13 protein-coding genes are annotated in these 14,712 nt (G+C 65.7%); 7 read left to right on the top strand and 6 right to left on the bottom strand.

What is annotated here, in order from left to right:
* Positions 1-199: 199 nt before the first annotated feature.
* On the top strand, positions 200-1,240 hold the full coding sequence (trpS, locus tag JWN03_RS35445; protein WP_297624454.1) for a tryptophan--tRNA ligase: 1,041 nt from the start codon (positions 200-202) through the stop codon (positions 1,238-1,240).
* Between the two features lie 64 nt (positions 1,241-1,304).
* Here the strand turns inward: trpS and JWN03_RS35440 are convergent, their stop codons facing one another.
* Positions 1,305-2,093: a tyrosine-protein phosphatase gene (locus JWN03_RS35440; protein WP_297624451.1), complete on the bottom strand. Its 789-nt coding sequence runs from the start codon at positions 2,091-2,093 to the stop codon at positions 1,305-1,307.
* Complete coding sequence (locus JWN03_RS35435) at positions 2,083-4,248, bottom strand: pyruvate, phosphate dikinase (RefSeq protein ID WP_297624447.1); 2,166 nt, start codon at positions 4,246-4,248, stop codon at positions 2,083-2,085. The genes JWN03_RS35440 and JWN03_RS35435 overlap by 11 nt, the downstream gene beginning before the upstream one ends.
* A 371-nt stretch (positions 4,249-4,619) precedes the next feature.
* Here JWN03_RS35435 and JWN03_RS35430 point away from each other — a divergent pair, with 371 nt between their 5' ends.
* The 3 genes from JWN03_RS35430 to JWN03_RS35420 all read left to right on the top strand — a co-directional run bounded on the left by JWN03_RS35430 (position 4,620) and on the right by JWN03_RS35420 (position 7,224).
* Entirely contained in the window at positions 4,620-6,239 is a 1,620-nt protein-coding gene (locus tag JWN03_RS35430) for a FadD3 family acyl-CoA ligase (protein ID WP_297624445.1), read from the top strand.
* Between the two features lie 293 nt (positions 6,240-6,532).
* Positions 6,533-6,793, top strand: coding sequence for a hypothetical protein (locus JWN03_RS35425; RefSeq protein WP_297624443.1), 261 nt, complete (start codon positions 6,533-6,535; stop codon positions 6,791-6,793).
* Positions 6,790-7,224, top strand: a complete 435-nt coding sequence (locus JWN03_RS35420; protein ID WP_297624441.1) for a hypothetical protein — start codon at positions 6,790-6,792, stop codon at positions 7,222-7,224. Before JWN03_RS35425 ends, JWN03_RS35420 begins: the two co-directional genes overlap by 4 nt.
* Positions 7,225-7,371: 147 nt before the next feature.
* Here JWN03_RS35420 and JWN03_RS35415 read toward each other — a convergent pair whose 3' ends face one another.
* The 4 genes from JWN03_RS35415 to JWN03_RS35400 form a co-directional block, all read right to left on the bottom strand.
* Positions 7,372-8,187 (bottom strand): SDR family NAD(P)-dependent oxidoreductase, encoded by an 816-nt coding sequence (locus tag JWN03_RS35415; protein ID WP_297624439.1) that lies wholly within the window; start codon positions 8,185-8,187, stop codon positions 7,372-7,374.
* A gap of 63 nt (positions 8,188-8,250) precedes the next feature.
* Entirely contained in the window at positions 8,251-8,982 is a 732-nt protein-coding gene (locus JWN03_RS35410) for a glucose 1-dehydrogenase (protein ID WP_297624437.1), read from the bottom strand.
* A gap of 1 nt (position 8,983) precedes the next feature.
* Entirely contained in the window at positions 8,984-10,723 is a 1,740-nt protein-coding gene (gene kstD, locus JWN03_RS35405) for a 3-oxosteroid 1-dehydrogenase (RefSeq protein WP_297624436.1), read from the bottom strand.
* A gap of 13 nt (positions 10,724-10,736) precedes the next feature.
* Positions 10,737-11,492 carry a glucose 1-dehydrogenase gene (locus tag JWN03_RS35400; protein WP_297624434.1) on the bottom strand — a complete coding sequence of 252 codons (756 nt, stop codon included), beginning with the start codon at positions 11,490-11,492 and terminating at the stop codon, positions 10,737-10,739.
* 168 nt (positions 11,493-11,660) lie between these two features.
* On the opposite strand from JWN03_RS35400, the gene JWN03_RS35395 reads away from it, so the two are divergent.
* From JWN03_RS35395 to JWN03_RS35385, 3 genes are all read left to right on the top strand, one after another.
* Positions 11,661-12,791 carry an LLM class flavin-dependent oxidoreductase gene (locus tag JWN03_RS35395; RefSeq protein ID WP_297624432.1) on the top strand — a complete coding sequence of 377 codons (1,131 nt, stop codon included), beginning with the start codon at positions 11,661-11,663 and terminating at the stop codon, positions 12,789-12,791.
* 30 nt (positions 12,792-12,821) lie between these two features.
* Entirely contained in the window at positions 12,822-13,574 is a 753-nt protein-coding gene (locus JWN03_RS35390) for an SDR family NAD(P)-dependent oxidoreductase (protein WP_297624430.1), read from the top strand.
* Between the two features lie 116 nt (positions 13,575-13,690).
* The gene (locus JWN03_RS35385) at positions 13,691-14,644 is read left to right on the top strand and encodes an alpha/beta hydrolase (RefSeq protein WP_297624428.1); all 954 of its coding nucleotides are present in this window, start codon (positions 13,691-13,693) and stop codon (positions 14,642-14,644) included.
* The last annotated feature ends 68 nt before the right edge of the window (positions 14,645-14,712 follow it).

Here is a 14,712-nt window from a genome sequence, read left to right as displayed (position 1 = left end):
GGGCGATTCGGTGGCGGAATCTCCGTCGCGAAGGTAGCGGCGGGGTTGTTATTGTGGCGGGGTGATGAACCTCCGGCAGGTGTGGTGGTGGCTGCGACCGCAGCCTGAATGATCATGTTCATGGGCTGTACGCAGCCTGTGGGTTCCGTGGTGTGGAGCGAGGGGTCGTGCAGTCCACTTAGTAGGTAGGAACTGTGCGATGGATTCTTTTACGGCTGCGCGGGGGCGTAGTGAGCGGCTGGGCGCCGATATTGCCGAAAATCCTGGGCGGTACCGGGTGCTCACCGGGGAGCGGCCTACGGGGTTGCTGCATTTGGGGCATTACTTCGGGACGATTTCGGAGCGGGTGCGGCTGCACGATCTCGGAGTGGAGACGTTTGTCATTCTGGCCGATTATCAGGTGATCACCGATCGGGACGGCCTCGGGCCGGTGCGGGACAACGTTTTTCATGCGGTGCTGGATTATGTGGCGGCGGGGATCGATCCGAGCCGGGCGACGATCTTCGCGCATTCGGCGGTGCCGGCGCTCAATCAGCTCATGCTGCCGTTCCTGAGTCTGGTCACCGAGGCCGAGTTGCACCGCAATCCGACGGTCAAGGCCGAACATGCCGCTGCCGGTAGGGCTTTGAGTGGGCTGCTGCTGACCTATCCGGTGCATCAGGCTGCGGACATTCTGTTCTGCAAGGGCAATCTGGTGCCGGTGGGCAAGGACAATCTGCCCCATGTCGAACTGACCAGGGTGATCGCGCGGCGGTTCAATGAGCGCTACGGGCAAGTCTTTCCGGAGCCCGAGGCGCTGCTGACGCCGGCCCCGGAGGTGCCGGGGCTGGACGGGCGGAAGATGTCCAAGAGCTACGGGAATGCGATCACGCTCGCCATGACCGCGGATGAGACGGCGGCGCTGATCCGGCGCACGCCAACGGATTCGGAGCGACGGATCAGCTTCGACCCGGAGCTCCGGCCGGGCGTCTCGGCCTTGCTCACCACCGCCGCGTTGTGCACCGGAGTTGATGAGAAGGTGCTGGCGGATCGTATCGGCGACAGTGGTGCGGGGGCGCTCAAAAAGCTCACCGCAGATGCGGTGAACGACTATTTCGCCGCGCATCGCGGGCGCCGCGCCGAATTGGCACGGGATCCGGATTTCGCGCGCACGGTGCTGCGCGAAGGAAATCGGCGTGCGAACGACATTGCGGACCACACGCTCGACGAGGTGCGGTCCGCGATGGGAACCGTGTATTGAACGCTGCCCGTGGGGATCCCGGCCAAAAGCACCCCGGGATGACGGGGTGTTATGTGTGCGCGGGTCAGTTACTCGCGGGGAGTTCTACCAGGGTCTGACGGAGTTGGTGCAATTCCGTCTCGGTGAGGCCCTGGGTGAGGAGCCATGCGCCCGCGCCACCGTGCTCGGCGTGCAGCTTCTCCAGGAAGCGGAGCATGACATCGGCGCTGATGGCGAGAATGCCGGTATTCGCCTGCGGCAGACCGGCATAGGAGGGCAGCGCGTCCAAGCGGTCGCGGACTCGCCGCATACGCTGGTTGGTGATTTCGTAGTCGTCGGCAATGGCCTCGGCCGTGACTCCGACCGCGTCCAGCAGCACTGCGGCAAGGACACCGGTGCGGTCTTTGCCTGCGGCACAGTGGAACAGCACCGAACGCCGCGCCGGATCGATGATCAGCCGGACTGCTTCCACAATGTGATCGCCACTGCCGTTCAGCAGCTGTCCGTAGAGATCGGTCAGATCCACCCGAGTCTTATCGGGAACCAGATCCCTTGCAGCCAAAGATGACTGAACCGACTTCCGGATCGGCAGATTGGCAATGTGGACGGCCGCGTCGGCGAACAGTCCGTAGCCTTCGCGTTCCACCTCGTCCGGGAGGCGCAGGTCGATGACCGTGCGCAGGCCGAGCGGTTCCAGCAGCTGCGTCAGATCCTCGCAGGTGGCCTGCTGCAGGGTGCTGGAGCGGAAGACCATACCGAAACGGGTTGTCCCACCGCCGGTTACGGGCAGTCCGCCGAGGTCGCGAACATTGTCGATCTCAGCGAAGTCGATCCAGCGCTGAGCGGCGAGGGAAACCATCGGATCAGTGGGCACGGCCGGCTGCTGCCTCTTCGGCGCGGGTGAGGCCGCACAGTCCGATCAAATCCTCGTGGAGTTCGAACCAGACGGTGTGGTAGCTGTCCATAATGGGGCGGGCCACGTAGGTGTGATCTCCCTCGGCAATGCGCTCGACAGCACGGTCGAGGCGGTCGGTGTAGCGGACCAGGCGGGGAGCCAGCTGACCGAGTCGCTGCACCAGCGGGCGCAGGCGCTGATGGGTGTCGGTGAGACGAGCCAGGACCGCGCCGTCGTAATCGGCGTCGGCATGATCGTTGACGGTGGCCGGGTCCTTCATCTGCCAATCGGTGATGATGACCTTGAGATCGGCGTTGTAGACGCAGAACTCGTCGTAGGCGGCCGTGAGAGCGGCGGCGTCCACGGTGGTGCGCTCTTCGGTGAGGAACTGCTCCAGCCGGGCACGGCCCTCGGGGGTGAGCCGGAAGCCGGCGGGGGTGGTGACACAGACCCCTGCGGCCACGAGAACCGCACAGTGAGTGGCGATTTCGCCCGCATCAGCGCCGAGACTCAGCGCCACATTGTCGGCGTTCACCCGGCCCTTGATGCCGACCAGTCGCAGCAAGGCAAGTTCGGTGACGGGGCTGTCCACAACGGTATCCTTTTCCTGCTCAGCACTTTCCGGGGCAGCAGCACGTTCTTCGAGCCGATCCACCAGCTGCGCAGCCTCCACAGCCGCCCACTGCGCCAGCTGCGCCACATCGTCGAGAATGATCTGCTCGACCGGCTTGGCGACAATCTCGCCCGCCAGCACCAGCCCGGCCCCGCCGTCGATGGTGACGGTCCGGCCGACCAGCGCCGCGACCACACCGGGACCACAACCGACCACGCAGGGGCGGCCGAGTTCGCGGCTGACAAGCGCGGCATGCGAAGTGGTGCCGCCCAATTCGGTGACAATGGCCCGCGCGGCGATCATGCCGTGCAGATCGTCGGGACTGGTGGTGGGACGCACCAGAATGACGTCCTCACCGGCCTCCGCACGGGTTTCGGCCTCATCGGGATCGGTGACGACGACGCCGGAAGCCAGTCCGGGACAAGCGGATTCGCCACGGGCGAGCGGCTCCTGCCCGGTCGTGACACCGGACGCGGGGCGCAGCACCTCACGCACCTGATCGGGAGTGATCCGATCGAGCGCCTCATCGGCGCTGATCAAACCCTCGGCCACCATGGCGACCGCGGTGCGCACCGCAGCCCGCGCGGACCGTTTGGCCGAACGCGACTGCAGCATCCACAGGGTGCCGGATTCGACGGTGAACTCGATGTCCTGCAGGTCACGGCCGTCACGTTCGAGCAGTTCGGTGGCGGCGATCAGCCGGGCGTGCACGTCCGGCTGGGTCGCGGCCAGCTCGTCGAGCGGCCGCGGGGTGAGGCGGCCGGAGACCACATCCTCGCCCTGCCCGCCGACCAGCCATTCGCCGTACACGGGACCGTCGCCGGTATTGGGATTGCGGCTGAACAGCACGCCGGTGCCGGAGTGCTCATCAAGATTGCCGAATACCATGGCCTGCACGGTGACCGCGGTGCCGAGCGTGTCGGACACACCGCGATTGCGGCGATAAGTCTTGGCGCGCGCGGAATCCCACGAACGGAACACCGCTTCGATGGCGCCGCGCAGCTGATCCCACGGGTCCAGCGGCACCGCGCCGTTCGCATCACCGAGCACAGTCTCCCGGTACTGGTGCACAAAGCGCTGCCGAGTGTCGTTGGCGTAGTCGGGATTCTGTGTCTGGGTGGCCAGCGCCTGCTGCACCGCATCGGTCATGCCGAGGTTCAGGACGGTGTCCATCATGCCGGGCATGGAGATGGCCGCGCCCGAGCGCACCGAGACCAGCAGCGGCCGATCAGAGGAACCGAAGATGCGCCCGGTGCCGCGCTCGATGGTGGTGATCCCGGCGCGCACCTGCTCCCAGATCTCGTCGGCGATCGCGCCGCGCCGGGTGTAATCGGCCCAGCCCTCGGTGGTGATGACGAACGCCGGCGGCACCGGCAGCCCGAGGGCCCGCATGTGATCGATACTCCACGCCTTGCCGCCGATCTGCTGCCGCGACAGCCCGCAAACGCCGTCGAGTTCGACAACGGTCACGGCGTCGGCCGCCACATCGGGTCGCTGCGCAAGCTCCGCTCCGGCGGTCATGTCACTCCTTCGATGTTCTGAATTCATCAGCCCCCGCCTCGTCCCGCAGCCTCCGGGAACCTGTTATCGAGCGTGCCGCGTGACGGCCCTCACCCCCAACACGCATCCCAATCAGCGGAACTGTGCTTATCTGCCTCCGCTTCGCTCCGGCGGGGTCGCGGCCTCTGGTCCCGGTTCTTCCCTCCTTCCGCTCCTCCGCTGCGCTCCCCCGCTCCACTCAGTCCAGAACCGGGACGGCCGCGACCTTGGGGCGGATGTCTTTGCGGGATTGGTTCGGGAAGTGGGGTGTGAGGCAACACGGCACGCCCGGTCAGCGGGATGGCACGGTTGAAACGGGCATCGGGGACGGGGTCGTACGGCAGGATGGGCGCATGGATCGGCGGTATGCGGCATCCATCGGCGGCGGTGCTGCGTCCGTCCCGGTTTCGACCATTCCTGCCCTGGTGGCGGATAGAGCGCGGCGCTACCCCGATGCGGTGGCGATCACGGGTCCGGCCGGGCGAGTGAGCTTCGCCGAGCTGGCGGAGCAGGTCGGGGCGGTGACGCGTGCGGCCATTGCCTCGGGCATCGAGACCGGTGACCGGGTCGGCATGTGGGCGCCCAATAGCAATCGCTGGATCGTGACCGCGCTGGGCATGCTCGGCGCGGGGGCCACGCTGGTGCCGATCAGCACTCGGCTGCGCGGGCCGGAGACCGCCGACATACTCACGCGCAGCCGCGCCAAGGCGGTCTGCACGGTGCAGGAGTTTCTGGGCAACGACTATCCGTGGATGCTGGCCAATTCCGGCCTGGCGCTCTCAAGTCTGGAACACCTGATCCTGCTGGATGATTCGGTCGGCGAGGCCGCCCCCAACTGGGATATCAGTTCCTGGGCAGGCTTTCTCGGGCCGGGGACCGTGGTGCCGCCCGAGATCGCACAGGCGTGCGCGGCGAGCGTCGATCCGGAATCGGTGTCCGACATCCTCTTCACCTCCGGCACGACGGGCGAGCCGAAGGGTGTGCTCGCCACGCACCGGCAGACCCTGGAGGTGTTTACCCGCTGGGCGGATGCGGTGACCTTGCGCCCGCGCGACCGGTATCTGCTGGTGAATCCGTTCTCGCACACCTTCGGATACAAGGCGGGCATCATCGCCTGCCTGCTGCGCACCGCCACCATGATTCCGGTCGAACGCTTCGAGGCGGAGCAGGCGCTGCGCCTGATCGAGAGTGAACGCGTCACCGTATTAGCCGGGCCGCCAACACTGTTCACGGATCTGCTGGCCGCCGATCACAGCGACCACATACTCGGTTCGCTCCGGCTCGCGGGCACCGGCGGTGCGGTCATTCCCGCCGAACTGGTGGAGCGCATTCGCCGAGACCTCGGTGTGCCCTACGTCTTCACGGCCTACGGTCTCACCGAATCGGTGGGCGTGGTCACGGTCTGCCCGCCGGACGCCCCCGCCGAACTGCTGGCGGAAACGGTCGGAAAGCCGCTGCCCGACACCGAAATTCGCATTGTCGACCGGGACCGCACCGATGTGGTGCCGGGCGAGCCGGGCGAAATCATCGTCAGGGGCCCCAATGTCATGCGCGGCTACCTCGATGATCCGGAAGCGACCGCCGCCGTCATCGATACCGACGGCTACCTGCACACCGGCGATATCGGAACTCTCGGCGAAGACGGCTACCTCCGCATCACCGACCGCCTGAAAGACATGTTCATCGTCGGCGGTTTCAACGCCTACCCCGCCGAAATCGAACGAGTCCTACTGCAGCACCCAGATATTCGCGAGGTCGCGGTCATCGGCGTCCCGGATGCCCGACTGGGCGAAGTCGGCCGCGCGGTCGTCGTCCCGACCGATCACGCCGCCCCCGACCCCGCCGCCATTATCGAATGGTCCCGCAGCCGCCTCGCCGGTTACAAGGTTCCCCGCGAGGTGGTCTTCACCGGCCGACTCCCCCGCAATGCCGGCGGCAAGGTGATCAAGGGACAGCTGCGCAACCCGGCCTGATCGTGCACTATCGGCGTGAATTCGGCGGGATACGGGCTGTTGCAGAATCGAATTGTCGTCTCGCATAGTGAGATCGCACCTCAGATTACGCCGCGGGAGTCGGGCGTTTCGCCAGGACTTCCAGACCGCCCGGGCGTGTCTGTCCAGCATGTGAGATGAGGCTGGCATTTCGCAACAGCCCGGATACCGCCATATTCCGCGCAGTAGTGCACGAAAAGGCCGACTCTGCTCAGTTCCCCAGGGATGACGCTAATGCGGGCAATGCCTGAAGCATTACCTATATGCTTGGAGGCATGGCTGAGAACAAGACCACAATCACCGCGCGCCCCACCACCAGGGACGAGCTGCAAGCTCTAGCCAAGCCCAATGAATCGCTCGACGCGGTGATCTCACGCCTGATCACACACTTCAAGTCCACACAGACACGCAACCGGTTGGCGTGGGAGACCCGCATCGCGAAGGACCGGAAAGATCCCACTGCTGTGGCGTGGGCTGAACGACAGGCAGACCTACTCGCCGCTCGGCTCGCGCAGCGGCGGGCGGCGCAAGGATGAGCGCTGGCTACGTCCTCGACGACACCGTCCTCCACGCCTACGCCCACGGTGACCCCAATGTCTCCAACTTGATCGCCGTCCTCGATGCCCGTGACATTCGCATCGCTGTCCCGTTCCTCGCGCTGGCCACCAGTCTGGTCGGATTGTCCGAAGACCAACGCGCCCAGGTCAACGGCGCGGTCGACAACCTCGCCACGATCCAGATCGCTGCCTTGACTACGACCGACGACGCGAACGAACTCGCCGACGTCCAAGCCGCCGCGAGTGAACCGATCGACCTGTCGGCTGCTCATACGGTGGCGGTGGCTCGCTACCTGGACTGGGAAATCATCACCACCGACCGATCACGGTGGGGCGACACCGAGGCTCGAATGCCGTTCGTGATCAGCATTGTCCAGTTCACAGATGACGAACCGAGCACGGAGCAGTAGGCCGGACAAAATCAGTCAGCCGTAGTCGAGGACATCGGAAGCCTCTCTGCACCAATGGGACTCACATAAAAACCGGTAGCCCCACACCTAGGGGTGTGCAGGGCTACCGGGCGAAGCTCCGGCCGCTGATCGCGGCAGTGGCCGGAGCTAGATCTCCTTGCGCATCTGCGCGGTGAGGGGCTTCATGTAGGCGGAGCCGAGCAGGCGGCGCATCCAGTTCATGGCCTTGGCGTCGGTGCCGATCAGGATGAGCGGCTTGTTCTTCTTCATGCCGCTGGCGATGATCTGCGCGCACTGCTCGGGCGAGGTTTTGGCCAGGCCGTCGAAGTTGGTCGCCAGGGCGTCACGGTCTCGGTTGGCGGAAGCCCTTGCCTTCCAGGCGATCTCGGTTTTGATCATGCCGGGGTGCACGCTGGAGACACCGACGTGGTGACCGGCGATGATCATTTCCTGGCGCAGTGCGTCGGTGAAGGCGTGCATGGCGTACTTCGAAGAGCTGTAACCGCTCTGGCTCGGGCAGGCCACCAGGCCGAACATGCTGGAGACATTGGCGATATGCCCGTCACCGGAGGCGATGACATGCGGCAGGAACGCCTTGGTGCCATTGGCGGTGCCCCAGAAGTTGATATTGAAAATCCACTCGAAGTCTTCCCACGAGACGTCTTCGATATTGGCGGTCAACGAGACTCCGGCATTGTTGACCACAATATTGACCTTGCCGAAGTCGGCGACAACCTCATCGGCGTGCGCATAGACCGCTGCCCGATCGGTGACGTCCAGCTTGTAGGCGCGGGCCTTCGCGCCGTGCTTCTCACACAGCGCCACAGTCTCGGCGACACTCTCGAGATTACGGCCCGACAGCGCCAGCTGCGCGCCACCGCGGGCCAGTTCGAGGGCGAGCGCCCGGCCGATGCCGGCACCGGCACCGGTAATGACGGCGACTTTGCCGTGGAAGTCCTTCATGACGAATTTCCTTGTCTCGCAGCTGTATTACTGAGTGGTGCGGTGCTACCGGGTGGTGCCGTGCTACTGGGTGGTGAAGCCACCGTCGGCGATGAATTCCGCCCCGGTGCTGTAGGAGGATTCGTCGGAGATGAGGAACAGCACCAGGTTGGCGAGCTCCTCGGGTGTGCCCGGTCGAGCGATGGGCTGATTGGCCGCAATCGACTGGGAACGTGCGGAAGTCGCGACCATCTCGGTGGCGATAATGCCGGGGTGCACGGAGTTGACCCGAATGTTATCGACGGCGAACTCCTGTGCGGCGGTCTTGCTCATACCGCGCACCGCCCACTTGGACGCCACGTATCCGAGGATGTTCGAGTAACCGATCAGCCCGCCGGTCGAGGAGATGTTCACGATCGACCCGACGCCCGCCCGGCGCATGGAGCCGACCACGGCCTTCATGCCCAGGAAGACGCCGACCTGATTGACGTCGATGACCTTGCGGTAGTCCGCTTCCGAGAGCTTCTCGATCGGGTCCACGTGCACGATGCCCGCATTGTTGACCAGCCCGGAGACCGGGCCGAACTTCGACTCGGCGGTGGCGACCACCTCGTTCCAGGCCGCCTCGTCGGTCACATCGAGCGGCAGGAACAGCGCGTTCTCCCCGAGCTCGGCGGCCAGCGCCGCGCCCGCGTCGACGAGCACATCGGTGATGACCACCTTGGAACCCTCGGCGGCAAGCCTGCGGGCGAAGGCCGCGCCCATGCCGCGGGCGCCGCCGGTGACGATCACATGCTTGGTATCGACTCGTCCCATGTCAGTTCCCCTGATTCGCGGCAACACGGCGGGCCGTGCGCTTGGCCGGAGCGACCGGTTCCGCGACCGACTCCGCTGCGGGCTCGGCATCGGCCAGGTGATTGGCGGCGATGTATCCGAACACCATGGCGGGTCCGATAGTCGCGCCCGCACCGGCATAGTCGTTGCCCATGACTGCGGCCGAATTATTGCCTGCCGCATACAGACCCGAGATGACCTTGCCGTTGTCGTCCAACACGCGGGAGTGCTCGTCGGTGACCAGACCGCCCTTGGTGCCCAGGTCGCCGGGAACCATCTCGACCGCGTAGAACGGGCCGCGGGTGAGCGGCGCCATGGTCGGGTTGGGCTTCACGGTCGGATCGCCGTAGTAGCGGTCGTAGGCCGAATCGCCGCGCAGGAAGTCCTCGTCGCGGCCGTTCTCGGCGAAGCCGTTGAAGCGCTCGACGGTGGCCTGCAGCTTGTCGGCCGGGATATTCAACTTGCCCGCCAGCTCGGCAAGGGTATCGGCCTGCTTGATGATGCCCTTGTCGAAATACGCCTGGGGCAGTGGACGCTTCGGGAAGTTGCCCAGGAACAGGTACCGGTCGCGGAAGTTCTGATCGAAAATGAAGTGCGCGGGAATGCTGCCGACGCCGGCCGCCTCCTGCTCGTACATCTTGTGCACCACATTCACATACGGCGCGGACTCATTGACAAACCGCTCGCCCAGATCATTGACGATGATCGCGCCCGGCTGCGAACGCTCGGCCAGGCAGAAGAACGGCGGACGGCCCTCGGGGCTGCGCACCGACGGACCCCACCAGGCGTCATCCATGAGATCGACTGCGCCGCCGGCCTTCTGGCCCGCGACAATGCCCTCGCCGACATTCTCGGTGGCGCCGACGGTCCATTCGGTGGACTGTGGGCCCGGAATGTACTGCTTGCGCATCTCCAGGTTGTGCTCGAAGCCGCCGGCCGCCAGCACCACACCGCGGCGGGCCTTGATGGTGACAGGACGTCCCTCGTGCTCGGCGCGCACGCCGACGACGGTGTCGCCTTCCATAATCAGTTCTGTCAGTGGCGTATTCAGCCACACCGGCACTCCGGCATCACGCAGCGACAGCCACAGCCGGGCAGCGAGGGCCTTGCCCAGGCTCAGCGGCAGTGCGCCCTTGGCCAGCGCCAGCGCGGTGCGGGCGCCGACCTTCATGGCGGTCTTCTTGCCCGCCCAGGTGCGGGCGATCATATTCAGGTCGTGGAAGTCGCTGACCGTGATCGCAATGCCCTTGGGCGCGGACATGGTCGGCTGGTTGATCTTGTGCAGATCGCCGCCGAGCAATCGTCCGTCGATCACCGCGGGCTCGATGCTGCGGCCCTGCGCCAAACCGCCCGGGAACTCCGGGTGGTAGTCGGAATAGCCGCGGTCGTAGACGAACTCCCAGTACTTGGAGCGAGCTCCGATGTAGGAGAACATCTCCGGGCCATTGTCCAGGAAGGCATCTTGCTTGGCTTCCGGAACCCGATCGCCGACAACGGCTTTCAGGTAGGTGCGGGCCATGGTGGGGCTGTCCGGTACACCCGCCGCCTGCAGCACCGGGTTATTGGGCACCCACACACCGCCGCCGGAGCGCGCGGTGGAGCCGCCGAAGAGCCGGCTCTTCTCGATGAGGGTCACCGACAGGCCGCGGTATGCAGCGGTCAGCGCGGCGGTCATACCGGCGGCGCCGGAACCCACGACAACAACGTCGAATTCGAATTCCATTGAGTATCAGTCCTTAGTAGCCGCAGCTGGTGAGCATGCCGCCGTCGACGACGAATTCGCCGCCGGTGCAGTAGCTCGAGGCATCGGAAGCCAGGAAGAGCGCCACTTCGGACACCTCCACGGGCTGTCCCCAGCGCGGAATGGGCAGATCGGAGAAGAAACTATTGCCGTCCAGCCCGGTCGCGCCCGCGACGGACGCGGTCATGGGGGTGGCGATACCGCCGGGGTGAATGGAGTTGACCCGGATTCCCGAGTGCCCCAGTTCCCGGGCGGCGGATTTGGTGAGCCCGCGCAGCGCGAATTTGCTTGCACTGTAGGCGGAGAGCCCGGCCGCGCCGACAAACCCCTCGACCGAGGAGACATTGACGATCGCGCCGCCACCGGATTCGATCATGGCGGGCGCGGCGGTCTTGATACCGAGGAAAGCGCCGGTCACATTGATGTTCTGCATGAGGTTCCACTCATCCAGGCTCATCTCCAGCAGCTTTCTGAACCGCAGGATGCCCGCATTGTTGACCAGCACATCCAGTCGGCCGAACTGGGCCACAGCCACGGAAACCGCTGCCTGCCAGTCGCTTTCACCGGTGACATCGTGGTGTACATAGTGGACGGCGGCGCCGAGCTCGGCCGCCAGCGCCTTGCCCTCGTCATCGAGCACATCGCCGAACACCACACGAGCGCCCTCGGCGACGAATCGGCGCACATGCTCCGCGCCCATACCCCGCGCACCGCCCGTGATCAGGGCGACCTTCCCGTCCAGCTGTCCCACCGGTTCCGTCCTTCCTCAGCATTTGAACCGACGCTAAGACCGGGGATGCATGGCGGCACGGTGTGGTCCCGGCCACTGAGACAACCGAATGACCTGAGGGTATGGGTCCTGAAGTATTCCGGTTAGGCATAGCGGCCGGACGGGCCTGCAGCTGGCAAGGAGCCCCGGATGAAGTTCTCCATGATCTTCGAAGCGCAGATGGCGAATCCCACCGCCGAGCACGAAGCACAGGTGCTGCGCGACTCGGTGGCCCAAGCCGTGCTCGCTGACCGGATGGGCTTCGACACCGTGTGGGCGGTCGAACACCACGGGCTCAAGTGGTACGCGCATATGAGCGCACCGGAGATCTTCCTGACCTGGGTGGCCGCGCAGACCGAGCGGATTCGCATCGGGCACGGCGTGGTCTGCATGCCGTTCAACTTCAATCATCCGGTGCGCGCCGCCGAACGGGCGGCCATGCTCGATGTGCTGTCGGGCGGTCGCCTGAACCTGGGTGCGGGGCGCGGCGCCACCGCTGTCGAGACCTCCATGTGCGGCGTCGATCCCGCACGCACCTATCAGGAAGTCGAGGAATCGCTGCGCCTGATCGCGAGCGCCTGGCAGGATCCGGAAGGCGAATTCTCCTACCACGGTGAGCTTTTGGATATCGAGCCGCATCACCTGCTGCCGCGGCCGGTGCAGCGCCCGCATCCGCCGCTGTTCATGGCGTGCACCAGGAAGGACACGCTGAAGCTTGCCGCCGACTATGGCATCGGGGCGCTGGTGCTCGGATTCGCGGGGGTCGAGGAGATCGCGGAACTGCGGCACATCTACGACGCGGCCATTGCGGCCCGGACCGGGGAACGATTCGTCTCGACCGTGGTCAACGACCATTTCGCGGCGCTGTGCCCGACCATCGTGCTCGATGATCGTGAGCAGGCTCGGCAGATCGGGGCGCGCGGGCAGCGGTTCTTCGCGCAGGCCATCAAGCACTACTACGGCGCGGGGCCGGTGCCCGACGAAGCCGTGGATCCGACTGTCGACGAGGTCGCCAAGATCCGCGAGGCCGCTGAGGAGCACGTCGCCTACCTGCACGAGGCCAAGATTCCGGTGAAGTCCGGGTCGACCGCCATCTTCAATGCCGAGCACGCCTACGGCAATGCCGATGACGCCATCGCCTATGTGGAGCGACTACAGGCGGCCGGCGCCGACGAGATCCTGTGCCTCATCCAAATGGGCACGGTGCCGCAGCAAGCGTGCATGGAGACCATTCGGCAGTGGGGCGAGAAGGTCATCCCCCGCTTCCGTAATACGAACTAGCACTGTCGAAACGAGTAGAAGGAACGCGAAATGGTTGATCTGAACGGCAAAGTCGCACTGATTACCGGAGCCGCCCGCGGTCAGGGCGCTGCCGAGGCGCGACTGTTCGTCGAGCGCGGCGCGAAGGTGATCATCAGCGATCTGCTGGAGACCGAGGGTAAGGAGCTCGCCGAATCCCTCGGCGGCGCCGCCCTTTTCGTGCATCACGATGTCACCGACACCGACAGCTGGGATGCCGCGGTCAGCGCAGCGGTTTCGACCTTCGGCAAGCTGGACGTCTTGGTCAACAATGCCGGCATCTACACCATGAAGCCGCTCATGGAGACCGGTTCCGATGAGCTGGAACGCATTCTGAAGGTGAACCTGGTCGGTGCGTTCAACGGCATCAAGGCCGTCGTCCCGTCGATGATCGAGGCGGGTGGCGGCTCCATCGTCAATATCTCCTCGCAGTCCGGGCTCGAGGGCCTGATGAACCACGCCGCCTACGGCTCGTCCAAGTGGGGCCTGCGCGGGCTGAGCAAGGTCGCCGCGCTGGAGCTGGGCCTGTCCCAGATCCGCGTCAATTCGGTGTATCCCGGTCCCATCGCCACTCCGATGGTCCCGTACCTGACCACCGGTCCGGGCAGCTTCCCGAACCTGCCGCTGGAGCGCAGCGGCCTGCCCGAGGAGGTCGCCGAACTGGTCGCCTTCCTCGCCTCGGATGCGGCCGGGTACATCACCGGCGCCGAGGTGGCCATCGACGGCGGGCTCGCCGCGGGCAAGTTCATTCCGCGCGGCATGTGACCATCCGTGCGGAACTGTTCTCGGACGTTCCGCGCGGGTCGGTGCGCCGCCCGCACCTGCGAGGCGGGCGGCGCACCATTCCAACTGAAATCCCTTGTCCACCTGAGGAGTCCGCGATGCCACTGTCGCCCGAATGGCAAGTCTTCGTCGACGCGGCGACCGCCGCCTTCCCCGCTCTCGGTACCGAGGTGGTCGATGCGACCGAGGCGCGCGCCTTCCTCGCCGCTCGCCCCGCGCCGGTGGTCGAGCCCATTCCCGTTGCAGGAGTGGAGGAGTGGCTGGTCCCCGGCCCTCTCGATGCCCCCGAAGTACCGGTACGGCTCTACCGGCCGCTCGATGCCGAGAAGGTGCCCGGCGTGGTGGTCTTCTATCACGGTGGCGGGTTCGTACTCTGCAATCTAGACAGCCATGATCGCTTCTGCCGCACCATGGCGAATGCCGCTGGGGTGATCGTGATTTCGGTGGATTACCGGCGTGCCCCCGAGGCCCGGTTCCCCGCTGCCGCGCAGGATGCCTACGCAGTGCTGCGCTGGGTCGCCGACAATGCCGAATCCCTGGGCGGCGATCCGGCCCGCGTCGCGGTGGCCGGTGACAGCGCGGGCGGAAATCTCGCCACCGTCGCCGCCCTGCAGGCCCGGGACAATGGCGGCCCCGACGTGGCGTTCCAGCTGCTGATATATCCCATGCTGGACCCGGCCTGCGACAGCGTCTCCTATACCGAGAACGCCGACGGCTACTTCACCACCGCACCCCAATTGCGCTGGTACTGGCAGCAATACCTGAATTCGGGCACCGAGACGGACGACCCCTACGCCAACCCGCTCGTCGCCGATCTCACCGGTCTCCCGCCCGCGTATATCGCCACCGCGGAATTCGATCCGCTGCGGGACGAGGGCGAGGTCTACGGCCAACTGCTGCGCGAAGCCGGTGTGGAGACCGAGATCCAGCGCTGCGACGGCACCATCCACGGCTTCATGTCCATGGCCTGGCATCTGCCGGAAACCCAGCGCGCCAATGCCGCCGCATTCACCGCCCTCCGCAAGGCACTCACCCGGATCCCCACCCGCTGACCACATCTCGATCGGCGAATTGGTGGCCGACCGACCGAGGCACGGCTAGCATCGCGGACGTCCGTCAT

The organism is Nocardia sp., from assembly GCF_025465275.1.
GTDB lineage: Bacteria > Actinomycetota > Actinomycetes > Mycobacteriales > Mycobacteriaceae > Nocardia.
Note: the sequence above shows the minus strand (reverse complement) of the source record. Positions and strands in the feature narration are given on the sequence as shown.